This is a genomic window from Gluconobacter sp. GP1 (genome assembly GCF_032913585.1).
GTDB lineage: Bacteria > Pseudomonadota > Alphaproteobacteria > Acetobacterales > Acetobacteraceae > Gluconobacter > Gluconobacter cerinus.
Map to the genome: position 1 here is coordinate 481,491 of NZ_JASGXC010000003.1, position 24,485 is coordinate 505,975.

The window sequence follows — 24,485 nt, forward strand, 5'->3', positions numbered from 1 at the left end:
CATGTCCCGTCGAGCCGACCGTATACATCCCGATGTCAACCGCCGCCGGGCACTGGTCGGCATGGGTCTTGCGGTGCCTTTCCTCGCCACGGCTTCGGCCTCCGCGGAGAAGAGAGTTTCGTCACTGCGAATTGATGAAGCCGAACTCCGGCGTCGTGGCGCGGCTCTTGATGGGAGAACAGACGACCTGCATGTCCTGCAGGGATGCATCGACGAAAGCAGCGTCATCACTCCGGACATGGCGTGCCCTTCCATCCTGTTTGATCTTCCAGCTGTGACGATCTGTCTTTCGGGGCCACTACAGACGAAAGGCCGCAATCTTACTATCCGGGGGGCAGGACAGGACCTGACGGTCCTGGTGATGGAAACGGGCGGTAAGGGAATCCTGACACACGGGACGTCCAGTGAGCCAGCAAGGGGTTATCTTCAGCTTCAGGACCTCGGTTTCGATGACGGTAACCCGAAAGGCAGTGGATGCACGGGCATTTCCGTCCATTTCGCTGCAGAAGCCCCACAGGCAAGCATGACGTGGCAAGGCGTCGCCCTGCGGAAATGGAGCCAGGGGGCCACGATCGTGAACTGCCCACGGAACTGGCATTGCGAAAACGTGACGGTATTCGGGCCCGACTTCGCAATGCAGGATGCGGCTGGTTTCAAGATTATCAGCGAACCCCATTTCACACAGGGATGCTTCACTTATATCTTCATCAATGTCCTGGTCGCCAATTACAGCTGGGGATGGGACTATGACATCCACTCTCCGCTAGAAGGACAGCGCTTCTATTCCTGCACCTGTTATAATGGTTGGGGGATGGTGCGGTCGCGGGTCCATGCTTCACCGGACCGTCGGAACAGCATTGATGAGACCTATCGCAGCGTCATATGGTACTTCATGGAATGCGACTGGCAGGGCTTCGGATATGCTTTGGATCTGGTCCACTGCAGAAACATCATCGTTCGCGGCGGCTTCTACATTGCCAACCGCAACGTGGATAACCTGCCCATTCCCGATAGGCAGCCAAGACGGCGTTATATGAGCTTTGTCGATTGCGGGGATATCCTACTGGACGGCGTGAAATTTGACGTCTTTGCGGGTAGCGAACCGGACCTATCCCTCGTTTATGTCGACGGACGCTCTGACAATTTCCGTGCCCGCGATACCAATGTCCTGTCCTATGCCCCGATCTATTGCGCTTTTGAATTCGCAGATCCGGCACATCCAAATCACAAACGTAACACGCTCTCCGAGGTAGATACCCTCTGGGCCGCCTGGTCCGGCGGAGAAAAGGTTCGCGACGCCGGGGGAAACCAGATCAGCCAGACATCCCTACGAGAGATCGGAGGCGAGATGACCTCAGGCGGCCTGATGAGCCTTCAAGGAAAAACAAAGGCAAAGCGGGGGCGCACGGACTTTTTTTTCCCCAAACGACCTTTGGGACAAAGTTGGTTTTCCGCCCCACCGGTCCTTCTCGCACAAGCTCAGGGAGAAAACGCTGCAGCTGTCGTAACGAGCGTTTCTACTGTCGGCTTTACCATCACAGCCAGCAAAGATGATTGTGAGATCGTTTGGACTGCGACGGGGCAGTAACAGAGTTCAGACGACTGATATAAATCGTCGCACCCGCAAGGTCAGAGAGAGACCGATAATCAGGAGAATGATGGTCGCGTAAGCATCATAAACCATGTCGTAATAAGGGTGGATCGTTTCTCCGAACTGTCCTCCCCGGATCATTTCGATATTATTAACGGAAGGCGACCACAGCAATACTTCGCGGGCTTTCTCTGGAAGCCAGCTACAAAACGCGAACGCCCCCGAAAACGGCAAAGAGAGATAGGAAAACACGCTTACAGATTTCTCCACCAGTTCAGAGCGCTGACTTAGAGCCGCCACAAGAAGGGCGGTGGCATACGAATAGGCGGCCTGATAGACGATTCCGACATAAAGCAGACCCACATCCTTGGGAGGAGACATGTAGCCCAGAAGGATGGCTCCAGTACAAACGATCAAACCGGCCATGATCGTTCCGCTGATTTCCAGAACGCTTCGCGCCGTAATGATATCCAGAGGTGTGACTTGCCGATGAAAAAGCAGGCTACCGTTCGCTTCGAACGCCCGAATAGACACCATGAGACAATGACGCCACATGGTTAGGGGCACATAGCCCGTGATAACAACAGCCGTTGTCTGCAGACCATGCTCATGGGCCGGACGGATAGCAGTCCACGCGATCGCGACACCTGCACAGAACAGAATGGGTTCGCCCACAATCCAGAGATATCCCAGATTCTCTCGCCCGAAACGCGTGTGAAGCTCACGCATCATCAGTGCAGCAATGACCTTGATCTGGAGTTTTATCAACGACGCAAGACTGTTCTGATAATGACGCATGTAAATGAAACATCTCCAATGTAGAGAAAAATATTTCCAGATCTGCATTCTAATGCACTGTTCCGGCACCTTGCCTTTCAAGAGGCGGTCTACCATAGTTGCTCCTCTTTACAAAAGCGGAGAGGGATTTCGCCCCCTCGAAGCACGGGAAAATCGACAGAGAATTGCAGACAGACATGAACCCTACGGACCCCTCAAGGATTTTCTCATGATCCTTCGTGATGTTACCACGATCTGGGGAAACGATCATCTGGTCCGTTCACGCCCGTCGATAGAAGAGCATTTTGATGTTCTCTTCGTGCCGTTTACTCTAGGAGTGCATCTCGACAACGATCGGCAGTGGGGAATTTTCTCCCGCGACGGACGTCTGATAGACAGTTCCGGGTACTTCCGTGGGCAGCACGCTCTCGTATGCGGAAACAGTACAACAGATATAAAATTTGACGAAGTTCCGTATGCGCCAGAAGATCATTATATCTATGGTGGCCCGATCATAAACCACTTCGGACATTTCCTGATCAGTTCTTTGTCACGACTCTGGTTTCTGGACTTCTACGAAAAAACCTCCCCAATTCTTTGCCATAGTCATGGGGCAATTCCAGACTGGTTTAATCCTTCTTACAGGCGCGAGCTCTGGAAAGGGGCAGCGCTTGAGGCTAAGGATTTCGCCACGTTCGAAACTCCGGTCCGGATTCGTCATCTCTCGATTCCCAGAGCCTCCCTTGAGGAGCAGAATTTCGTACACGAAGCTTATGGCAGAATGATGCGAAAGATTGGCGATCGCATTGTTGGACAGAGGCCCATTCGCTCTAACGCAACGCCAGCTTATCTTAGCAAACACCGGATGCAGAACGGCGTTACCAAGATCGGAAACGAAGAAGAAATCATCGATGTTCTTCAGCAGGCAGGTATAGAGATTTTCTGCCCGGAAAGCATGTCTCTATCTGACCAGATCTGTTTGTTCCGGGAACGCCAGACTATTATTGGGACGTCTTCTTCCGCATTTCACATGAGTATATTTTCCGATTTACCGAACAATATTTTCTGTATTCTTCCTACAAATCTTCTTAACAGTAATTTCAAACTTATAGATAAAGCTGCAAAAAATAGAAGTCGATATCTATTTCCAAAATCCGGAACGATACAACACGAAAATACTTCAGGATTTAATCTTTATAGTATCGTTGAAGACCCAAAAGGGATCGGGAACGAAATTTTGTCAATGATTGACTGAGGAATATACATTGTCTCTGTATGATGCATTCACCAGCGTCAAAAGCGGTGAAATCGAAAAAAACGTACACTTCTTCTCAATTTATGAGCGATATCTTGCATCCTATAGACACCGTCCCTGCATTCTCTTCCTGATTATTGATGAGCCGCATGCTCAGGCACAGGCGAAGATGTGGGCACGTTATTTAGGGGCTTTTTCCAAGATCATTTGCCTCACCGATGGGAATAGAGATGAGGGTCAGATCGCCTTTAGAAACGGAAATCTAGACGATTCCACGTTCAAAAAGCAGCTAATAATTGAATTTGGCGCCCCAGACATAGTAATAGATGATGGATCCCACCTCCCTGAGGAGACCATTTCAGGATTTGAGAATCTTAATTCTATAGTTAAAAATAACGGGTTATATTTTATTGAAGATACTTATACGTCATATTGGGATAATTATAAAGGATCCCTCGGAGAACCACGCACAATACTAGGATACACCAAGGATCTGATCGACGAAATTCATGCTCATCATACGGGACAAGAAATCCCTCCCAACGCCTTCAGCGAAAACGTGCAAAGCATTCATATATACGATGGTCTTTTGGTGTTTGAGTATGGCCAGTATCTTGATCGACGAAGCATAAAAAACTTTTGAGACGTCGTCTGTCGGTATGCTTTCAGTCACAAACGTTTCAAAGGCTGGACCTGCTGTCCACTCTATGTCTACACAACGCGCTGATAAGGATTTTCCCGAGGGTTCAATTTATATGACCGTACTGCGTATCAGCCTGTCGTGCCCACGCTGGTCGGCCCGTTTTGCCAAACGAAGCATAATATATGCATTTACCTTTGCTCTTGCGGGATGTAGTGCTATGCCGGACAGCGGACCGACTGAGAGTGGTGTTCTGGAGGCAGCACGGGATACAAAACATAATCCTCTGGATTTTGCCGTACTGCCCGTTACACCGACTGTGGCGGCAATTTTGGCGGCTGAAATTCCTCCGTTCGTTTCTTCGCTGGATACGGCTGACAATGCTCCGGCTCGGAATGACCAGGTGGGCGCGGGCGATGTCCTGACCATCACGGTCTTCGAACTAGGAAACGGTCTTTTCTCCTCAGGAAGCAGCCTGTCTGGGGTTACACAGGCCAACGGCATGGGGGCCGCTTCAGCAGGCGCCACGGGTGTAACCGCTGAAACGCTGCCCCCGACTGAGATCGAAACTGACGGGACGATCCTTGTTCCTTATGCAGGACGTCTGCATGTATCAGGCAAGACACCACAGGCTGTTGCAGCGATGATTAGTGCCGGACTTGCTGGCAAGTCCCAAAATCCTCAGGTCATGGTCCGAATCGCCAATGACATTTCCAATACGGTCATTGTTTCCGGAGAAGTCCATCATCCGGGTCGGGTCACGTTAAGTACTGCCCAGGAACGTCTGTCTGACCTGATCGCCATTGCGGGAGGGGCCATCTACCCGCCCGAGGATACGCATGTACAACTTGTCCGCCGGGAGCATACGGCAGCCACTGATCTAGGAACGTTGGAATCCTATCCCGCTCAGGATATCCGTGCCCGTCCCGGAGACAGATTGCACGTCATCTATCAGCCGCGCACCTATACGGTATTCGGAGCCGCAGGGCGGGAAGCAACAGAAACGCCGTTCAAATCTCCGCATGTCTCCCTCGCGGAGGCTCTGGCCCGGGTGGGTGGCCCGTCTGACAGTCGCGCGGACCCAAATGCGGCTTTCTTGTTTCGTTTCGAGACTTTAGAAACGGCTAAAGCACTGAAAGTCACAACGCCTGCCACGCCGCTTGGAGTACCAGTCGTCTATCAGTTGGATCTCATGAATCCAACGTCATATTTCGCAGCACAGCGCGTCCCCATGAAGAGTCATGACGTACTTGTCATCGCCAATGCAAAAACCAACCGTTTCTATAAATTTACGCAGCTTATCAGCACACTGATCAGCCCAGCGATTACAGCAGCTTGGCTTGCCCGCTGATGAAGACAAAATTTCCTCTCACCCTATTCCGACAGGATGAGAGGAATTATACACCCGCTCAGCTCACAGGTTTTCGTAAATGGCGATTGCCTCTTCGAGCGTCTCATAGGGCTTGAGATGACCCTGATCAAGAACACTCACTCTGTCGCAGGTGTCACGCATGAAGCCCATATCGTGCGAAACAACGATCATGGCTCGCTCGCTGCGCTTGTTGAACAGTTCATCCTGACATCGCTTGTGAAAACGAGCATCTCCCACCATGATAACTTCATCGATCAGATAACAGTCGAATTCAATTACGATGGACAGGGCGAAGGCAAGCCGTGCCCGCATGCCGGAAGAGTAGGTTTTGACCGGCTCAAGAAGCTGCTGCCCCAACTCTGCAAAGTCATCAACGAACGCCCGGGTGTAGGCATAGTCCAGATCGTAAATCCGTGAAACGAATTTTAGGTTATCCAGACCGGTCAGACTCCCCTGAAACGCACCTCCAAAAGCCAGTGGCCAAGATACAGTCATGGTGCGTTCGATACGCCCGGCAGTCATCGGCTCCACCCCGCCAATTAGACGAATCAGAGTAGATTTTCCTGCGCCGTTACGCCCTAGGATACCAAGCTTCTCACCTCTGTTAAGAGTAAAGTTCACCCTGTCCAGCACCCGGCGTTGACCGCCATGGGCAGGGTAATCCTTTATGACGTCGATACAACGCAGCATGTGTCAGACGCTCTTGTGTTCGCGGGCACCAGCCACAAGAAGAGCGCCCATCAGATATAATGCTAGCGTAGTAGCAAATACGATTGCCATATTGGCAAAGGTCCGAGGGTACGCAGCATAATCTGGGCGATTGGGTTTTGTGACCTCTTCAAGATAGAGCTGCTGTCTGTCCGCCTGGATCCTGGCGGCATCAAGGGCGGCATCAGCCGCACTCACTTCTCGCTCAAGTAATTGCCGATGGAAAAGAAGATCCTCATAACCACTGATCTTGGGAACGAAGGAATCCTTTCCCCCTGTCACACGGGAAGAAGAATGGACGATTTCCTGATCAAATGCTGTCATTCTGCGTTTGAGAACGGGAATGAGTGGACTGTCCGGTGTAGAACGCTGGAGCTGCTCAAGCTGCACACGCGTCGCCATTTTCATCGTTTCCAGCCCCGCAATATCTGTCAGGAGAGGTTGGGACTGACGTTGAGGATCGAGCATCGCAGTTTCGTTGCGGTAGATATCAATCTGACTACTTAGGGTGCGCAGTCTCTCAATCGCAAGGTCACGTTCTTTACGAGAAGCCGAGATGGTATTTTCCCGTTGGCGTGCATTCATTTCATTGACGAGTTGCTCGGCCGCAGCAATCAGCGCATTGGCAATCCTCTGTGAATCGTCAGCCCTGAATGTCCTTACCCGTAGGGTAGACAGGCCAGTTGTCGTATCCAACTCTGCCTTCACATGCCGCTGATAATAGGAATAGAAATGCTCAAAAGTAAGTCCCGAGTAGAAATTCGGATAGCGCGCCAAAGCATCCACACCAGGCCTGTCAAAAACACGCGCTAGATCCTGCGTGCGGAGCAGCAGTTGCGCCGCATCGCGAGAAGTTACGTATTCTTGTACAACATAGGTATCTTCTGTTCCTCCGGAGCTGCCCCCAGACAGCAATCCGGCCAAAGAACCAGGTGACTGGGACGGCTGTCCTCGCACTACGAACTCTGCTTCCGATTGGTATTGTGGCGATGCCACCAATCCATAATAACCACTCGCAAGCACGGTTGGGAGAATGACCCCCCCCAGAAAAGCAGGTCGACGCTTAATCCAGAATATGAGCTGCTTTACTCGGCCGGGAGATTTGTGTCCATTGGCCATAATATCACTCTCGAAACCTAAAGATACCCTATTCATATAGATCGGCTTACCTTACACTTCTGCTTTTTCCACTATATAGCACTGTTATGGTTTATGAAGACCTCCGGTATGAGACACTTCTAAAAAACCTCCTTTGATATCAGACTCTTTTTTTAAAACATTCAAATGACTCTAAAATTTACCATTATTAACAATGGTATGGTTGGATAACATGTCCAAAAAACTGTGTTTTTGAAGATAGAGTGAGGTCTGCGATTATAGTCTAGATTTTCAGGGTGCATCCGAGCCGGAGCTAGTTGTTTTGAAAAAAGACCAAAGTTGACAACGCTGCTCTTCTCTGCCGGTCAGACCATGGCTGTGATAGTTACTCGTCGCAATAAAGACAGTTTTTTATCATGGAATTCACAGCTCAGAGAATTTTATTTATCGCCTTTCGAAGGGCTTTCACGGAAGGCATAGTCCAGCTGAATAGAAACAGAACGATATGCTGAAACTTCATTATGCTCGACAACGAGCGTACGAGAAATTTCAATACCCCTGACTACAGCTCGCGCTTCGCACCTATAGTATCTTAATATACCGTTCACATGACAGTCATCGTCTCGCCACGATCCAACAATCTGGTAGTGTATTTTCCGTTGCCGTCAAAGGAACTCAAGTGCCCGTTCAATCTCGCCTTCATGTCACTCTCGACGGTTTTAACCTTGCTCTCCCCCGCGGTACGGGGGTAGCGACCTACGCGCGGACATTAAGCTATGCTCTTAAGGAAATGTCCTGTGAGGTCGACGTCCTATATGGTCTGAACATACCATTTAAGGCACAAAGTTTATTGCGTGAGATCTTGTTCTTTGATCAGGTTTGCTCAGAGGAACAAAGCCGCCGTGCACGTTTTATGGGTGCCCGATGGAAAGAACGGGTACGCGCAGAGTTGTTGGGACATCGTGCGGTCAGCATTCCGGTAGATAGGCATGTGGATACCCGCTCCTTTTCGGAGCGACTTCCGGCCTTTGACAGTCTTTTCAATGCACGTGACTTGTTCATCACGGCATGGACACATTACCGCCGGACGCGCCGCTTCCTAAACATAACACTACCAAACAAGCCAGACGTTATGCACTGGACTTACCCGCTGCCGATCCGGGTTCGGCATACGAAGAACGTCTATACCATTCACGATCTCGTGCCCCTACGACTGCCGCACACCACGCTGGACAACAAGACTAACCACCTTCGACTGATCACGGACATTGTACGTCATGCGGACGCGATCTGTACTGTCTCGGAAGCTTCCAAGCGAGATATAATCGATTTCGCACCTCAAGCCGCAGCAATTACCTACAACACCTATCAGTCGGTGCGAGAGCAATCGGCAGTCCTAAATCTTTCTGCTGACATTATCACGCAGACCCTCAATCGTCTCTATGATCTCAAGACTAACGGGTACTTTCTTTATTACGGTTCCATTGAACCCAAAAAGAATATTGCCCGTCTGATAGAAGCTTTCCTAGCGTCAGAAAGCCAGAGGCCGCTAGTTGTGGTAGGTGCCATGGCGTGGAAGTCTGAAAACGAACAGCAGCTCCTAGAACGCGGCAAGCGTTTGGGGCGTATCATTCAGATGGAATATCTCCCGGAAAACGACCTGATGATGCTGATCCGTGGGACGAGAGCGGTTCTATTTCCCTCCCTTACTGAAGGTTTTGGACTGCCAGTCGTAGAAGCGATGATGCTGGGGACACCTGTTCTGACCTCGCGAGAGGCATCACTTCCGGAAGTAGTAGGACAGGCTGGGCTGATGGTAGACGCCTATGACACAATCAGCATAATGGAAGGTATCCAGACACTGGATCGAGACGATGCCCTCTGTAGCCAAATGCATCAGGACGGCCCTATACAAGCCCGGAAATTCGATATGGCTAATTACCAGATTGCCCTAAAGAAATTCTATGATGGCGTTATCGGCTAAAGGTTAACCCTAAATTAGAACTATTATAACCACTGACGCGCACGAACGTATTGCAGTGCCTCTAAAAAATTATTTTTTGTGAGGTACTACTCTCGTAATGAGAACGGATTTTATTGTGAGAGGGTAAAATGAATTTTTGCTTAATTGTAGAAGCCATTATCGATGAAGTATGCAGTGACCTGCGCGGCATCGTCGTGTATCCTCTCTGTCTGCCGTAAGTTTCTTTTTCTACTCTTGGAAACTGTGTTCTCCGCGAAACCGCAATTAATCTCCCAAGCGAAACCGACTATACCAATGAGTACGTTTTCTATGGGGACGGGATGCCTGTGACAGGCGCGAAATCCACGGCCACTCACGAAAAAACCAGTCGATGATGCTAGGGAATAGCCAACAGAAATCCGCTGCGTCGAAGACCGAATTTTTACATTCTAGCACAGTACATTTACGCTAATATCACCGCACCTGAGAACCAAAGGCCCCGCCTCATGTATGAGCTCCGCGTCCTAGACATGTTAATCTAGCTCTTCTCTATGACCATATTCTGTCTTAACGGCCTGAAACAAAATCAAGATACACTAAATGAAATGACCTTCTGCGCTCTTTTGACTCTTCTGACGCAAACTTCAAACCTATAGATCAGGCGCTTTCTTTGACCTTGTGCTTGATCTTGACGTCATGTCCCTTGAGCATTCCATGCCAGTACAGGCGGGGGAAAACTTCGGTTTTCAAGAGCCAAGCGAAGCGGCTGGGTTTCCGCTGATCATACGGGAAACTCGGAGCAACCTTCCCGCCATACAGGAACTCTGCCAGCACGACTTTGCCGTAAGACACCGTCAGTGGGCAGGCACCATATCCATCATATGCCCCCGTTTGAGGGCGACCGTCGAGAGAGGCCAGCAGGTTCGAGACCACAACGGGAGCCTGCTCGCGCGCGGCAGCAGCTGTCTTGGCATTACTGGTGCCCAGAACATCTCCAGCGCCGAAAACGGTATCGTACTTCACATGACGCAGACTTGTAGGGTCCACATCCAGCCAGCCACCGGCATTGGCAAGGGGGCTTTTCTTGACGAAATCCGGGGCGGACTGTGGCGGAACAACGTGCAGCATGTCGAACGACCGAACAACAGTTTCGTCCGTGCCAACAATCTGGAAGGTCGCTTCACGTTTCTCCCCATCGACCTTGATAAGGTTCTCTTTCTTATGAAGATTGACCCCATAAAAATCGATCTGCTTCTGGAGGGAAGGCACGTAGTATGCCACACCAAACAGCGCGTCTCCCGCCATGCAGAAATCGACTTCCGTGCGATGAAGCGACCCTTCCTTGCGCCAGTGATCGCTCGCCAGATAGACAATCTTCTGCGGTGCCCCAGCACACTTGATGGGCATAGGAGGCTGTGTAAAGAGCGCCTTTCCACCATCAAGATGACGAATGCATTCCCACGTGTAGGCAGCCGTTTCCCGGGAATAGTTGGACGTCACGCCATTACGGCCCAGCGTCTCAGGCAGTCCCTCGATTTTATCCCAGTCCAACTGAAGCCCGGGGCATACAACCAGCCGACGATATTCCACCACACGGCCACTTTCGAGCGTCACCGTGTTCGCGTCAGGATCGAAAAACACCACACTGTCTCGCAGCCAGGTCACGTCTTTCGGAATCAGACCACCTTCCTGACGGAGCGTTTCCGCCAACGTCATCACGCCGGCTCCAACCAGCGTCCAGCCCGGCTGGTAGGCATGCGTCGTAGAGGGTTCGATGATGGCAATCGACAGGTTGGGTCGCTGATGTCGAAGCTGCGCTGCAATGGTGATGCCTGCAGCACCCCCACCAACGATGACGACGGAGAAGCGATCCTGCGGGTTGGAATCTGTCATGTTCGATGCTCCAGAGTCATGGGCTGACAAAAGAAGACCCTAAACCAGACGGGCCAGTCTTTCGGTAAGAAGAGTGTAGAACGCGTCGGAATCAATGTGATCAATCCATAACGCATTAGGGAGGCGATCGGTTACCTTCCAAAGATCGACAACGCTCTGTCCCAGACAAAGCGGTGCTTCAATCTCGATCTCGACGTTACAGTCCCGTCCGGAGAACAGGTCTGGCCGCAGCAGCCAGCCAATCGTCAGCGGGTCATGGAGTGCACCGCCTTCCCATCCATATTTCAGCTTCTCAAAGCGGTCTTCAGCACCCAGCATCCGGACAACCATATCGCCCACAGGTGTTCCGAGCGCAGCAATGGGTGCCAGCCGCGCAGGAGTCGCAATGGCGCGATGGGTCACATCGAGGGGGAGCAGCGTGACAGGAATACCTGCACCCATCACAATTTTCGCAGCGTGGGGATCAACGAAGAAGTTGAATTCCGCAGTTGGTGTGATGTTTCCACCTTCGCGCTGCGCGCCACCCATTGCGACAATCCGGGAAATTTTGGGCGCAATATCCGGGGCGTGCGTCAGGGCGTGTGCCAGATTGGTCAGAGGACCCAGGCAAACCAGCGTAATGGCGCCTTTCGGCTCCTTCCGCAGCACATCGATCAGATGGGTAGCCGCGTCCATCGGCTGCTCACGGAGACGAGGGTTTGGCAGGTTAGCGCCCCCCATTCCGGTTTCACCATGCACGTATTCCGCACTGATCGGCGCCTTATGAAGAGGCCGTGCGGCACCGGCAAAAACCGGTACATCCTCACGCCCTGCCAGTTCGAGCAGGGCGCAAGCGTTTTTCGTGGTCTGGGCGAGCGACACGTTGCCAGCAACGGTCATGATCGCTTCGACCTGCAGTTCTGGCGAGGCCAGCGCCAGCAGGATTGCCACGGCATCGTCCTGACCGGGATCCGTGTCGATAATAATCCGGCGGGGGCTGACCTGCGTCATCATGCGTCCTTTTCGTCGTCCTTGAACCAGGCCTCAACCGTCCCCGTGACCTTCAGAGTCATCGGACGGCCTTTGCGGTCCACGGCCTTACCAACAGACAGACGTGCCCAGCCCTCGCTGATGCAGTATTCCTCAACATTGGTCTTCTCTTCGCCCTTGAGGCGAACACCAACGCCGCGGTTCAGCACGTCTTCATTGTAGTATGGGCTGTCCGGGCTGGCGCACAGGCGGTCGGGAGGGGTATCGCTCATAATCGGTTCCTTTCTGTCTTCTGTGACATCTTCTGTAGCGCCGGATGGCCTCGCCTCCAAGTCAGGATGGCTCCCCGGAGACAACCGGCGCTGCTATGATGCGTTTTCCTCCTCAGGAGACCATGAGTTACCATGACATTCATTCGCTTCCGCCGAACGATGGGCGCTACACTTCTCAGCCTTACCTCTCTCGGTGCCGCCCTGTCCGGTTGTGCATCGCAGGATGACGGAGACTCCTATTCCGTCAGCGTGCCGGTGGCAGCGGGTCAGGCGATGCGTTTGGATCACATGATTTCCCATGTTCCGGGCCAGGCCTGGCGCCTCACTTATCGCAGCGCAGATGCCCGTAATCCAAAGCAGCTTGTTCGGGTGTCAGCGGAAGTTCTGGTTCCCGCAGGCAAGCCGCCCGCTGGTGGGTGGCCTGTCTTGGCCTGGGCTCATGGAGAAAGTGGCCTGCATCTGACATGCGCGCCTTCTGTCATGGGCCTCGGGACTGTTCAGGAACACTTTTATGGTCCCTGGCTGCGACAGGGCTTTGCGATTGTCGCCACAGACTATCCGGGTCTTGGGGAGCCCGGCGAGGCATTGCTTCTCAATGCCCGTTCAGAAGGGATGAGCGTCCTGGATTCCGTTCGAGCCGCTCACGAACGCCTTCCTTCGATCTCAACGACAGTACTTCTCAGTGGTCATTCGCAAGGCGCTCAGGCGGCTTTGGCAGCCTCTGCGATGGCGGCGTCCTACGCGCCTCAATTACATATTCTGGGAACGATCGCTGTTGCCCCGCCCTATCTGGATGCGCAGGGCGTTCAGGATCTTCTGCACCCTCGTAATCCGCACAGCTTCTCACCAGCTGTTCCGGAACTCCTGTCTCTTGGCGCGTCTCTGGCTCAGGCTGACCCCTCCTTTGACGCCAACGCTGTCTTTACAAACCGGGCTCTGGCTTTGATGCACGACGCCGGAAGCACATGCAGTTCGGATTTCTTTCCGATGGTCCACCGTTCAGGCCTGACACCCGCCACTACACTCAAGTCCGGCGCCGATGCTGTATTGGCGCCAGCACTGAAATGGGCTGAATATCCGTCCCTGTCGCTCTCAACGCCTGTCATGATTGCAACAGGGGCGCAGGATCTGCACTCCTCCCCAACCGAGCAGCATCGTTTGGTAAATGCACTGTGTGCTGCAGGGACTTCCGTCAGCCACACGACCTATGGCGGTGCCAGCCATAGTGGGACTCTTGCTGCGGTCACCACAGATGCTCATGGTTTCGCACGAACCCTCCTTGCTGGACAGAAGCCCGCGAATAACTGCCCTGTACAATGACGATCCTCATTACAGGGGCTGGTTCTGGAATTGGTCAGGGATTGGCACATCGCCTTTCCAGGCCACACCAGACCCTGTTTTTGGGAGATCTGCATTCAGACAGCCTGAACCTGACTCAAGCACAATGCTCGTCTTTGGGGGCAGTCGTTCATACCCGCTGCATAGACGTGCGCGACCGAACGGAAATGGCTGAGTGGATAAGCGAATCCGGTCGCTCAAGACTGGACATGGTATTTGCATGCGCGGGCCTGACTGGAGGCCTTCCACCCTCCCACGGATACCCTTCGGTCATGGAGCGGGAAGAACATGCGAGAGCCATTTTTGAGACCAATCTGACGGGTGCCCTCAACACCCTTTTCCCAGCTATCGAACAGATGCGTCAGCAAAAGCCGGACAGAAACGGTCACAGAGGCCGCATCTGCGTCATGTCTTCAGTCGCGAGCTTCGTCTCTTACCCGGGGACCCCATCTTATTCAGCCTCGAAAGCTGCAATTGATCGGTTTGTCGTTGCCTGCGCTCCAAGCCTGGAACGACGGGGAATTTCCCTCACAAGCGTTTGTTGCGGGTTTGTAAAAACTCCGATGGTGCGGGCCAATCGTTTTCCCATGCCAGGTCTGGTCTCCACAGAAGAGGCAGTACGCCGCATTCTGCGTGGAACGCTACAGGGACAGAGACGAATCATGTTTCCGTTCTGGCTTGGGTTGGGCGCACGTCTGACAGACCTTTTGCCGCCGCGTCTGGCTGAACGTTACTATTGCAGGCAGCCCTCTGCCCAACCGGGCGGAATGCCCGATTACTGACCAGTCTCACGGTACGAAAATGACTTTTCGTGTCCTAATAGTAATGACCAAAAGACCATAATCGGGGATAAGCTGTCGGCATGAATTTCTGCCGCTTTTTCATTGACCGCCCCGTCGCAACAATCCTGATGTCTCTTGCCATCTTCATGGCCGGCGTCATCTGCTATCCTCTTCTGCCTGTTGCGACGATGCCTGATGCCACCACAACCAACATCATGGTCGTGGCATCACAGCCGGGTGCGGACCCGCAGCAGATGGCAACCTCTGTCACGACCCCGCTGGAGCGGCGTCTTGGCTCCATTGCCGATGTGAAGAGCATTGAGTCTGACACGAGCCAAGGTCAGGCGCAGATTTTCATTGAGTTCTCGTCCTCCCGGAACATCGACGGTGCCCTGCGAGACGTACAGGCCGCTCTTCGGGCTGCCCGCAGCGATCTTCCCACCGGCACGCTCGACGATGATCCGCAGGCCTTCAAACTGGATGGCAGTGGTTTCCCGGTTTACCTGCTCAGTGTCACGACAGACCAGCTGACACAGGCCGAGCTCTATGATGTGGCCAATATTCAGGTCAAACCTTATCTGGCCAAGGTCAAAGGGGTAGGCCGCGTCGAGGTCGTTGGTTCATCGAACCCGGCCGTTCGCGTAGAGCTTAATCCGGGGCCTTTGTACAAGTGGGGCATCGGACTTGAGAATATCCGCTCGGCCCTCGCCTCTGCCAATGCCTTCACTCCAAAGGGTTTCATCGACAGTCATGGCACACGCATGCTGCTGTCGACCAATGATCAGGCCGTCAAAGCGAGCGAATACAGGGATCTGATTGTCGGCTACCGGAACGGACTGTATCCCGTCCGCCTCAAGGACGTCGCAAACGTCTATGATGGTGTGCAGGACGTTTATCAAACGAGCTACATCAATGGCCACCGGGCCATTACGCTCATCGTTTCCGGTCAGCCCCACGCCAACACCGTGGCGATCGTGGACGGGATCAATGCTAATCTGGACAAACTGCGAGAGGGTCTGCCGGGTAGCGTCAAACTGACTGTTGGCCTGGATACATCCCGCTCCGTTCGGGCTGCCCTTGATGATGCGAGAGACGCCCTTATCATTTCCGTCATTCTGGTGGTCTTGGTCATTCTGCTTTTCTTCCGCAGGGTCATGACCACTGTCATCCCGGCCGTCACTGTGCCGATTGCCCTGTCCGGCACGCTGGCTGCGATGGCCTACTTCAACTTCACTCTGGATGTTCTATCTCTGATGTCCCTGACGATCGCTGTCGGGTTCGTTGTCGATGATGCCATTGTCGTGCTCGAAAATATTGCGCGGCACATTGAAGACGGGATGGATCATTACGAAGCCAGCATTGTTGGCTCGTCGGAAATCGGCTTCACGGTCCTATCCATTAGCGCCTCGCTTGTAGCTGTGTTTATTCCTCTACTGTTTTTGCCGGGAACTGCGGGCTCGATCATGTTCGAGTTTTGCATGACGATGATTTCCGCCATCGTGATTTCAATGTGGTTGTCCCTCACCCTGACACCCATGATGTGCGCCCGCATGCTTGAGATTGATCATGGGACCGCCCCCCGTAAGGGTCTTACAGGCGCCATCGTGGGCTTTACTGAAGCGGGGCTGGATGGCCTCGTGCGTCTTTACGCCCGTTCCATGCACTGGTGCCTGCGGCACACGATCCTTATGGGTCTGACCCTTCCCCTGAGCTTTATCCTGCTCGTGGGTTCAGTCATCGTCATGCCCAAGGAATTTATCCCTGAGCAGGATATTTCCCTGATTGGCAGTCGCATCCAGGGCGATGCGACCATGTCCTTTGATGAAATTGACCGCAGACTGCGTGCTGTCGGTGCAATCGTGCAGCGGGACCCGGATGTAACATCCACGACCATTTTCAGTAACGATAAAAACTCCGGTCAGCTCTACCTGCATTTGAAAGAGAAAAGCGAGCGCGCTCCGGTAGCGACAGTGCTGGCCCGTATTCGCAAGGCTGTTCCCGTTGAACCGGGAGCAGACGTGATGTTCTGGAATGTTGGCGGCAATAGCCAAGGGGGAAGCAGCCAGAAAAATACGGGTGCTTATCGATATGTTCTCCGCAGCGAAGATATTGCCAGCCTGACAGGCTATCTCCCTAAAATGCTGGGAGCGCTGCGTGCATCCGGGCAGTTGGTCAACCTTTCTTCCGCAACGGAAAGCCAGTCCATCGCCGCTTACGTCACGGTCCATCGCGATACGGAAGCACGGTATGGCATCACACCGCAGCTAATCCAGAATGTTCTGTATGATTCCTACGGCCAGACCATCGTCTCCACGATCCACCTTCCTCTGACGACACACCGCGTCGTTATGGTTCTGGGTCCGCAGTATCGAACTGATCCCAACATGCTGCATCAGGTCTGGATTTCAACTTCTGCTGGCACAGCGGCGGGCGGTGTGGCGTCCAACCTGATTAGAGCCAAGGCCTCCACCAGCGGGACTGAAAGCACGTTTGCATCTCTTGCAACGGCGTCTATTCAGAACTCACTGGCCAACCAGATTTCCGGCAACAGTTCCAGCGGTGCCGCTGTATCGTCTTCGACAGAAAAGATGATCCCGCTTGAAAACGTGGCTTCCATTCTCTGGAAACAGCAGCCGCTCGATGTCACCCATCGTTCGGGGTACTATTCGACCGCTATTTCCTTCGATCTGGCGCCCGGCGTGACCTATGCTCAGGGCGTACAGCTCATTCAGGACACGCTGAAAAGCACCCATGCTCCAGAAGGTGTTCTAGGCGAGTTCACGGGGACAGCGGGCGACACAACCAAAGTCATGATCAATGCACTGCTGGCGTTCGCAGCAGCCATTGCCGTCATGTATATTGTGCTTGGCATTCTGTATGAGAGCCTGATTCATCCCATCACCATTCTCTCCACGCTGCCCTCTGCCGGCATTGGCGCCATCATAGGGCTATGGTGTTTTGGAATGCCCTTCAGCGTTGTTGCTGTTATCGGCATCATCCTGCTGACAGGCATTGTGAAAAAGAACGCCATTCTGGTGATCGACTTTGCCATTCACGCAGAGCGCCATGATGGATTGTCGCCCAAGGATGCCATTTTCAAAGCATCCATCACGCGTTTCCGCCCAATTCTCATGACCTCTCTCGCTGCGGCCCTCGGTGCCGTACCGCTTATCATCGGACATGGTTACGGGAGCGAGATGCGGGCCCCGCTGGGCGTCTCTGTGCTCGGAGGTATGATCGTAAGTCAGTTACTCACGCTTTATACTACCCCGATCGTCTATCTCTGGATGGATGCGATTGGAAAATGGGTCCGGCGAATGATGCTCCGCATTGGAAAGCTCTTCCAGCACCGCGCTATGCCCAATAGTGTGCAGAACCAGAGTTAAGCCAGACGAGCGGACTGCTTTTCATTTTGAAGCCTGAAATGCCCCTGCGTTTCAGGCTTTTTTATAACGTCGGCAAGTTGACTGCTGCAGGACGGTTTCGGCTGTCCGCTGAAAGGGGAGCAATGTCTGGGATGACCTCTACTTCGGTTCGTCCCATGACCCGCCCTGTCAGAACCATGTGACTGTTGGCATTATAAATATGAACAGTATCGCCTTTGCCACCTGCCTCCAGAACGTTTCCTGACACTGTCAGGCGAACTCCGGGCAAGGTGTAGGACAAAACCACGGGTGATCCCCGCCGCACTAATTGAGGGTGCACAAGTTGCGAGGACGCCAGAACCTGTCCCGCAGACAGACTGCCTCTTGCTTCCAGGCCTACTGCATCATCAATGATCTGCAACGCGTCTTCAGGCACATCGGATGATCGGACCAAAGTAACACTCACATCTTCAGGCAGCACAGGCTGCCCAGGATGAAGCCCATGACGAAGCGTCACGGCCCGGACCTCCATGGTCACGGAGCCATTCACCGAAAAGGATGTTGCTTTGCCACCCGATGCAGCTGGAACCTCCATCCGGGCATTGAAATGGCCACCCCCTCGTGGTGGGCGCTCCAGATGCAGAAGAACTGGAGCCGCCTGATCCTGCGCAGGAACTGGCACAGACCGAAAACCACTCAGGGTAATTTCAACATGAGCGTCCTGAGGCAAATCCAGCCCCTGGCGCAAAACCGGTAAAATATCATCTTCCCCGATTAAACGTGTGGCCCGCGTCACTGTCGTGGAAACCAAGGGGGATGCATCGGGCCAGTCCACACCAAACTGTGCAGCAATCGCTGTCAATTGCGGGCCACCTACAACATAGCTTGCGCCAAGTGCAGGAGCGTCTCCGATATCGGCGTCCTGCGCTGACGTCAGGCCTGAAAACAGATCGGAGAGATGAACACGGGCATGATCGATACTGATATTCGTGCGGAGCGTGGCCGCATGGACGGAACCCGTTGCTACGGCTGAAAACACCAGCAGTCCGACTTGCCACCACCTTCCCTTCACGCTCAGCGGCCGCCAAGGTTGTTGAGCGTCTGCATCATGTCGTCTGCTGACGTAATAACCTTGCTATTCATTTCGTATGCACGCTGCGCCGTAATGAGATCTGTAATTTCCGTCACAACATTGACGTTCGAGTTCTCAACATAGCCTTGCATGACACTGCCATAACCCGTTGTGTTCGGGGTTCCGAGCATTGCATCGCCAGAGGCCGTGGTGGTCGTGAACAGGTTCTGGCCCATCGCGTCCAGGCCATTTTCATTCGTGAAGGTTGCAAGCTGGAGCTGACCGACAACAGTTGAATTGTTCTGCCCGGCGACGGTTACGCTGACCTGCCCGGACTGATCAATGCTGACACTCTGGGCATTATTGGGGATCGTGATGGTCGGGCTTAGCTGGTAGCCATCTGCTGTGACAAGCGATCCCGTATTGTCCATCGAGAAGGTACCATCTCGCGTGTAAGCCAACTGTCCGGAGGGGAGCTGGATCTGAAAGTATCCCTTGCCCTGCACGGCTAGATCCAGGGAGTTACTGGTTTGTTCAAGACTACCCTGATCGTTGATGCGATAAATAGCGGCTGTTTTTACACCCAGACCAACCTGTGCACCAGCAGGCACAGTCGTACCTGTATCAGACGAACTCGTGCCGACCCGGCGAATATTCTGGTAGATGAGATCCTGGAACTCAGCACGAGACCGTTTGTATCCGGTCGTACTCATGTTCGCGATGTTGTTCGAAATGGTCTCAACGTTGGTCTGTTGGGCCTGCATGCCCGTTCCAGCAATATCGAGTGCGCGCATGTGGCTTTAATCCTTGTCCCGTCAGGACGTCTGTCAGGCGGAGACCTGAACGATTTTATCGATGGCGTTCTGCTGACGTGTCGCCTCGGCGTTGACGAACTGCGCCATGAAATCGAAATTGCGCTGGATATCCATCATCTTCGTGACCTCGGACATCATCTGCACATTACTGCCCTCGACCATGCCTTGCAGGATCGAAGGCCTGTCCACGGCATCAGTTGGCTGGTCTGATCGGAGAAGATGACTGCCCTCAGCCTGGAGAGTGTTATTGTCCCGTGCAGTCACGATACCGATCTGCCCGGCTTCACCGGTTTCAGTGGTTATGACACCATCGGAAGAAATGGTGAGTTGATGATCCGTTGCTGGCAGCACGATGGGCTGCCCCTCCCGGTCCAGAAGGGCGTTACCACTTTCGTCAACTACCGTTCCGTCCTGCTGCTTCTCAAAACGGCCAGCGCGTGTCAGTCGCACACCGTTAGCGGTCTGCACCTGGAAATACCCCTCTCCACCCAAGGCAAGATCGAGCGGATTTCCCGTCTGCTGCATGTCGCCCTGCTGAAAGTCACGATAGGTCGCGCGATCCTGAGTATAGGCTTGGGTCTCAGCGCCCGTGGGCTGGGTACTTCCGTGCTGGCGGGAGAGATAATCACTGAACAGAACGTTTTCGCGTTTGTAACCAACCGTGGAAGCATTGGACATGTTGTCTGCCACCACCGCCATGGCGCGTTGCTGGGCATCCATGCGCGAAAGGGCAATATAGGTGCTGTTCTCCACGGCTGAAGCTCCGGCATTCCACTGTCATGGAGGAAGCTTAACTGTCAGACCCTTTCCCAATCGTTAACTGCCCCCGTCAGGACGAGTCGTCCTGACGGTATGGAGAGCCTGCTGCCAGGGCTTCGGCGTCATCCAGAAGAGCGCTGCGCTCTTCTTCAAGAAAAGCCGCAACAGCTCTTCCCAGCCCCGGATCCAAAAAGGCGTGCGCCGAGCGCGTAAGAGCTGGCAGATAGCCGCGCTGGATCTTGTGTTCCCCCTGCGCGCCAGCTTCCACACGGGTCAACCCATGGGCAATGGCAAAATCGATGGCCTGATAGTAGCACAGCTCAAAATGGAGGAAGGGCCACTCACCGTCACATCCCCAGTTCCGCCCGAAGAGAGTATCTTTTCCCATCAGATTCAGGGCCCCCGCCACAGGGAGACCTTCATGCTCCGCAAGCATCAGAACGACGCTATTGCCCAAGCGCTCTGAAAGCATCGGGAAGAAGCTTTCAGACAGGTAAGCACTCCCCCATTTGCGATCGACCGTAGACTGATAGAATTGATAAAAGGCTTTCCAGTCCGCAGCGGTAATGTCCGCGCCTTGCCTTGTCACGAAGGTAAGGCCAGCGGTCTGGGCTGTTTTGCGTTCCTTGCGAATGGCCTTGCGCTTACGGGATGACAGGGCATTCAGGAAATCCTCGAAAGACGCGTATCCCTGATTTTGCCAGTGATACTGAATGCCTAGGCGCTTGAGGTATCCGGCGCTTTCAAATGCCTCCATCGAGGCATCATCACAAAATGTCGCATGTACGGAAGACAGACCTAGCTGCCCGGCTGCTTGCATTAAAGCCGATGCCAGCGCGCGTGCGACGGCATGTGGTTCCACCTGATCAGGCCGGACAAGAAGGCGCGGACCGGGGACTGGGGAAAACGGAACCGCGCACTGGAACTTGGGATAATAGTGCCCTCCAGCAGCCTCATAGGCCCGGGCCCAGGACTGATCGAAAACATATTCACCCATGGAATGGGCTTTTCCATAAAGAGGTGCGAGTGCTGCGATCGTTCCATTGGGAGCGCGTAGGGCAGCATGCCGGACAAGCCATCCGGTTCGATCCGCAACGGATCCACTGTCTTCCAGAGCCGAAAGAAACCCGAAGGACACAAACGGATTTTCGTCGCCGGCGCAGGCATTCCATTCAGCCGGGCCGATTTCATGGATGGACGCATGAAGCGTCAGCGTCCAGTCAGTCGCTTCTGATGACGGGGGGGTAGAGGCGCTCATGACGGCTGATCCTGCAAACGTACATAACCCATAGGGCAAACGTGTTGATCAGGCATGGAAAAGGCAACGTCTTGGTGTCTTTTCCATGAAGTTGGATGGGCAAGAAGCCCATCCAGTCCGGTGAAATCAGACGACTTCGAACAGGGCTTCCACTTCAACCGGTGCATTCACTGGCAGGCTTGGAACGCCAATTGTAGAGCGGGCGTGACGACCTGCATCTCCGAAGACTTCAACCGCGAGATCGGACGCACCGTTCATGACAACAGCATGTTCCGTGAATTCCGGTGTGCAGGCAATGAAACCGCCAAGACGCACAACCCGCTTGATGCGGGACAGATCACCGCCCAGAGCAGCCTTGGCCTGGGAAATGACGTTGATGAGGCATGCGCGTGCACAGGCTACACCTGCATGATTGGAGACTTCGTCGCCCAGCTTGCCGGTAATGAGCAGCTTGCCATCTACGAGAGGAAGCTGACCCGAAACGACCAGCAGATTGCCAGTCAGGACAGTCGTGACGTAATTGGCAACCGGTGCAGCAGCTTCCGGCAATGTGATTTCAAGGGCGGCGAGACGATCTTCAGGGGTGTTGGACATGAGTGTTCTCCTGTGAATGGACTGTCATGTTGAAGCGCATGGGCGTTGATGCCAAGGGTGAACCGTCACACGGCTGATCCCTCTTCGCCGGCCAGTGTTCGGCGACTGCGCTCAAGCTCTTCGGCATAGCGACGCAGAGCGTGCTGTTCCGTCAGGATACCAACCACCTGACGGGACTGAAGATCTTCCACGACAACGAGAGCATCGGCTTCTGCACGTTCGAACAGTTCCACGGCTTCCCGAACTGTCAGCAGAGGCGTCAACATGGCGTTTTCAAAATGGGCGAGGCTCTGCACGGGCGTTGAGGCCGCGGGAATGGCCTGGAGCTCTGCCACATTAACCATTCCCACGTAGCGGCTATCGCGATCCAGCAAAACAATTCTCTGCGCGGAGCCCAACGGAAAAAGAGCCTGTGCCCGGTTCAGGGGGGTGTCAGACGAGATGGTTCGCACCTGTCCGCGCATCATGCGCCGAACGTTCAAAGAGCGCATCCACCCGATATCCACGGCAGAGCGAATGGATTCACCGCGCAGATGAAAGCGCCATGTGGCGAAGCTGTAGCCGAACAGACGTCTCACAGTGAGGAGCGACAAAACAGCGGCCACGAATGTTGCACCACTCATGGAAATACTGCCGGTCAGTTCCAGAAGCAGGCACACCATGGTCATGGGACTACCGATGATGGCCACGGCCATGGCGCTCATGCCAATCAAAGCACAAGCCGTCAGGGACACTGGCGCCAAGCCGATCCATTCAAGCAGCGCGCCATACACTGTCCCGGCAAGGCTACCGAGGTACAGAGATGCAAAGAACAAGCCTCCGCGAAATCCGGAGCCGATGGAAATGCAGGAGGCCAGCGCTTTCAGTATCAGCAGGCCGAGAGCCAGACGGGGCGTAATCCATCCCGCAAAAACCACTCGCATGGCGTCATGTCCCGCCGACAGGACTGATGGGTGAATGACTGCTAATCCACCAACCATCATTCCGCCGACAGCAGGCTTCAGCCACACGGGGCCAGGGAGCTTGCGAAACAGAACCTCGGTCTGGGTCACACAATACATGACGCCGATGGCGGTTAGAGCAGACAGAATGCTGATGACAACAACACTGACACTCCCATCCCACGTCAAAGTCCCCGGGTCTGCAATCACAACCGCGGCAGGCATGTGACCGAACAGATGCGCCACACCCACACCAGCAAGAGCGGCAACAGCGACGGGTGACAAACTGACGAGAGAGTAAGAGCCAATCACGAGTTCAAAGGCGTAAAAAGCTCCCGCCACGGGCGCGTTGAATGCCGCACCGATCGCCGCACCAGCAGCCGCGCCCACCAGAACACGCAGATCTTCACGACGGACCCGGAAAGACTGGCCAATTCGGGACCCAAGAGCAGAGGCAATCTGTGTAAAGCCTGCTTCGAGGCCGATGGAGCCCCCTATGCCATTGGACAGGATCGTTTGAAGCGCAACGATCGTGCTGTCTCGCACAGACATGCGACCACCATGCAGAGCATTGGCTTCAATGGGATCGACCGGACGGCGTGGCATAACTTTTGCAACCACCGCACCGAATATTCCAAGGACAAGGCCGCCCAGTGTCAGGACGAGGAGGAGACGCCATGGAGGGAGCCATGTCAGGCCGGAAAGGTGACCGTCCACAGTGTTCCCGCGACCGAATAGTGCGCTGTGAAGAAACAGGGTGACGGTTGTAACAATCACAACACACAGCCCGGACAGTCCCCCGACCACAGCAGCCAGAACAGTCAGCCAGATCTCGTCAGCTCGCACCATCGCACGCAGCGTCACGGGAGCCTGAGTGGGGTGACGAAGGAGCTCGCGCAGATGGCGACTCACGCGAAAACGCAATTCGTTACGGGTGGGACTGGTGGACAAGAGGTCTCCCCGGCGGCAGGTGTAGTTCTGTTTGGCTGGAACGCTGCTTGCGATCAACCGCTGTCATGGAAG

At 54.0% G+C, this 24,485-nt stretch carries 20 protein-coding genes; 8 read left to right on the top strand and 12 right to left on the bottom strand.

Annotated elements, in window-relative coordinates; translation table 11 throughout:
• The first annotated feature begins 1 nt into the window (after nt 1).
• Complete coding sequence (locus R5H23_RS10335) at nt 2-1,588, top strand: hypothetical protein (RefSeq protein ID WP_317215354.1); 1,587 nt, start codon at nt 2-4, stop codon at nt 1,586-1,588.
• A 6-nt stretch (nt 1,589-1,594) separates the two neighbouring features.
• On the opposite strand, the gene R5H23_RS10340 is transcribed toward R5H23_RS10335, so the two are convergent.
• Complete coding sequence (locus tag R5H23_RS10340; protein ID WP_317215356.1) at nt 1,595-2,389, bottom strand: ABC transporter permease; 795 nt, start codon at nt 2,387-2,389, stop codon at nt 1,595-1,597.
• A 208-nt stretch (nt 2,390-2,597) separates the two neighbouring features.
• On the opposite strand from R5H23_RS10340, the gene R5H23_RS10345 reads away from it, so the two are divergent.
• The 3 genes from R5H23_RS10345 (at nt 2,598) to R5H23_RS10355 (ending at nt 5,614) form a co-directional block, all read left to right on the top strand.
• Nucleotides 2,598-3,623, top strand: coding sequence for a glycosyltransferase 61 family protein (locus tag R5H23_RS10345; protein WP_317215357.1), 1,026 nt, complete (start codon nt 2,598-2,600; stop codon nt 3,621-3,623).
• A gap of 10 nt (nt 3,624-3,633) precedes the next feature.
• Nucleotides 3,634-4,266 carry a hypothetical protein gene (locus R5H23_RS10350; RefSeq protein ID WP_317215358.1) on the top strand — a complete coding sequence of 211 codons (633 nt, stop codon included), beginning with the start codon at nt 3,634-3,636 and terminating at the stop codon, nt 4,264-4,266.
• 217 nt (nt 4,267-4,483) lie between these two features.
• A complete protein-coding gene (locus tag R5H23_RS10355; RefSeq protein WP_317215359.1) occupies nt 4,484-5,614 on the top strand; it encodes a polysaccharide biosynthesis/export family protein in 1,131 nt (376 codons plus the stop codon).
• Between the two features lie 63 nt (nt 5,615-5,677).
• Here R5H23_RS10355 and R5H23_RS10360 read toward each other — a convergent pair whose 3' ends face one another.
• Together R5H23_RS10360 and R5H23_RS10365 are read right to left on the bottom strand one after the other, a co-directional pair.
• A complete protein-coding gene (locus R5H23_RS10360; protein WP_317215360.1) occupies nt 5,678-6,325 on the bottom strand; it encodes an ATP-binding cassette domain-containing protein in 648 nt (215 codons plus the stop codon).
• 3 nt (nt 6,326-6,328) lie between these two features.
• Nucleotides 6,329-7,462 (bottom strand): capsule biosynthesis protein, encoded by a 1,134-nt coding sequence (locus R5H23_RS10365; protein WP_317215361.1) that lies wholly within the window; start codon nt 7,460-7,462, stop codon nt 6,329-6,331.
• 829 nt (nt 7,463-8,291) lie between these two features.
• Between R5H23_RS10365 and R5H23_RS10370 the strand changes: the two genes are divergently transcribed.
• Complete coding sequence (locus tag R5H23_RS10370; RefSeq protein WP_338085856.1) at nt 8,292-9,425, top strand: glycosyltransferase family 1 protein; 1,134 nt, start codon at nt 8,292-8,294, stop codon at nt 9,423-9,425.
• Nucleotides 9,426-10,061: 636 nt separating this feature from the next.
• On the opposite strand, the gene R5H23_RS10375 is transcribed toward R5H23_RS10370, so the two are convergent.
• From R5H23_RS10375 to R5H23_RS10385, 3 genes are read right to left on the bottom strand one after another with little or no spacing between them, the layout of a single operon-like run.
• Nucleotides 10,062-11,297, bottom strand: a complete 1,236-nt coding sequence (locus R5H23_RS10375; RefSeq protein ID WP_317215363.1) for an FAD/NAD(P)-binding oxidoreductase — start codon at nt 11,295-11,297, stop codon at nt 10,062-10,064.
• Between the two features lie 39 nt (nt 11,298-11,336).
• On the bottom strand, nt 11,337-12,290 hold the full coding sequence (locus R5H23_RS10380) for a nucleoside hydrolase (protein ID WP_211508103.1): 954 nt from the start codon (nt 12,288-12,290) through the stop codon (nt 11,337-11,339).
• Nucleotides 12,287-12,538: a DUF3297 family protein gene (locus R5H23_RS10385; protein WP_046900479.1), complete on the bottom strand. Its 252-nt coding sequence runs from the start codon at nt 12,536-12,538 to the stop codon at nt 12,287-12,289. Before R5H23_RS10385 ends, R5H23_RS10380 begins: the two co-directional genes overlap by 4 nt.
• A gap of 132 nt (nt 12,539-12,670) precedes the next feature.
• On the opposite strand from R5H23_RS10385, the gene R5H23_RS10390 reads away from it, so the two are divergent.
• The 3 genes from R5H23_RS10390 (at nt 12,671) to R5H23_RS10400 (ending at nt 18,044) form a co-directional block, all read left to right on the top strand.
• Entirely contained in the window at nt 12,671-13,858 is a 1,188-nt protein-coding gene (locus R5H23_RS10390) for a lipase family protein (RefSeq protein ID WP_317215365.1), read from the top strand.
• Nucleotides 13,855-14,658: an SDR family NAD(P)-dependent oxidoreductase gene (locus tag R5H23_RS10395; protein ID WP_317215366.1), complete on the top strand. Its 804-nt coding sequence runs from the start codon at nt 13,855-13,857 to the stop codon at nt 14,656-14,658. Before R5H23_RS10390 ends, R5H23_RS10395 begins: the two co-directional genes overlap by 4 nt.
• 80 nt (nt 14,659-14,738) lie before the next feature.
• On the top strand, nt 14,739-18,044 hold the full coding sequence (locus R5H23_RS10400) for an efflux RND transporter permease subunit (protein ID WP_317215367.1): 3,306 nt from the start codon (nt 14,739-14,741) through the stop codon (nt 18,042-18,044).
• A gap of 61 nt (nt 18,045-18,105) precedes the next feature.
• Here the strand turns inward: R5H23_RS10400 and flgA are convergent, their stop codons facing one another.
• The 6 genes from flgA to R5H23_RS10430 form a co-directional block, all read right to left on the bottom strand.
• Nucleotides 18,106-19,062: a flagellar basal body P-ring formation chaperone FlgA gene (gene flgA, locus R5H23_RS10405; RefSeq protein ID WP_317215368.1), complete on the bottom strand. Its 957-nt coding sequence runs from the start codon at nt 19,060-19,062 to the stop codon at nt 18,106-18,108.
• Nucleotides 19,063-19,097: 35 nt separating this feature from the next.
• Nucleotides 19,098-19,889, bottom strand: a complete 792-nt coding sequence (gene flgG / locus R5H23_RS10410; protein ID WP_317215369.1) for a flagellar basal-body rod protein FlgG — start codon at nt 19,887-19,889, stop codon at nt 19,098-19,100.
• Between the two features lie 33 nt (nt 19,890-19,922).
• Nucleotides 19,923-20,663 carry a flagellar basal-body rod protein FlgF gene (flgF, locus tag R5H23_RS10415; RefSeq protein WP_317215370.1) on the bottom strand — a complete coding sequence of 247 codons (741 nt, stop codon included), beginning with the start codon at nt 20,661-20,663 and terminating at the stop codon, nt 19,923-19,925.
• 76 nt (nt 20,664-20,739) lie between these two features.
• Nucleotides 20,740-21,927 carry a GNAT family N-acetyltransferase gene (locus R5H23_RS10420; RefSeq protein ID WP_317215371.1) on the bottom strand — a complete coding sequence of 396 codons (1,188 nt, stop codon included), beginning with the start codon at nt 21,925-21,927 and terminating at the stop codon, nt 20,740-20,742.
• Nucleotides 21,928-22,053: 126 nt separating this feature from the next.
• On the bottom strand, nt 22,054-22,521 hold the full coding sequence (locus R5H23_RS10425) for a RidA family protein (RefSeq protein WP_010503058.1): 468 nt from the start codon (nt 22,519-22,521) through the stop codon (nt 22,054-22,056).
• A gap of 65 nt (nt 22,522-22,586) precedes the next feature.
• A complete protein-coding gene (locus R5H23_RS10430; protein ID WP_317215485.1) occupies nt 22,587-24,362 on the bottom strand; it encodes a chloride channel protein in 1,776 nt (591 codons plus the stop codon).
• Nucleotides 24,363-24,485: the final 123 nt, after the last annotated feature.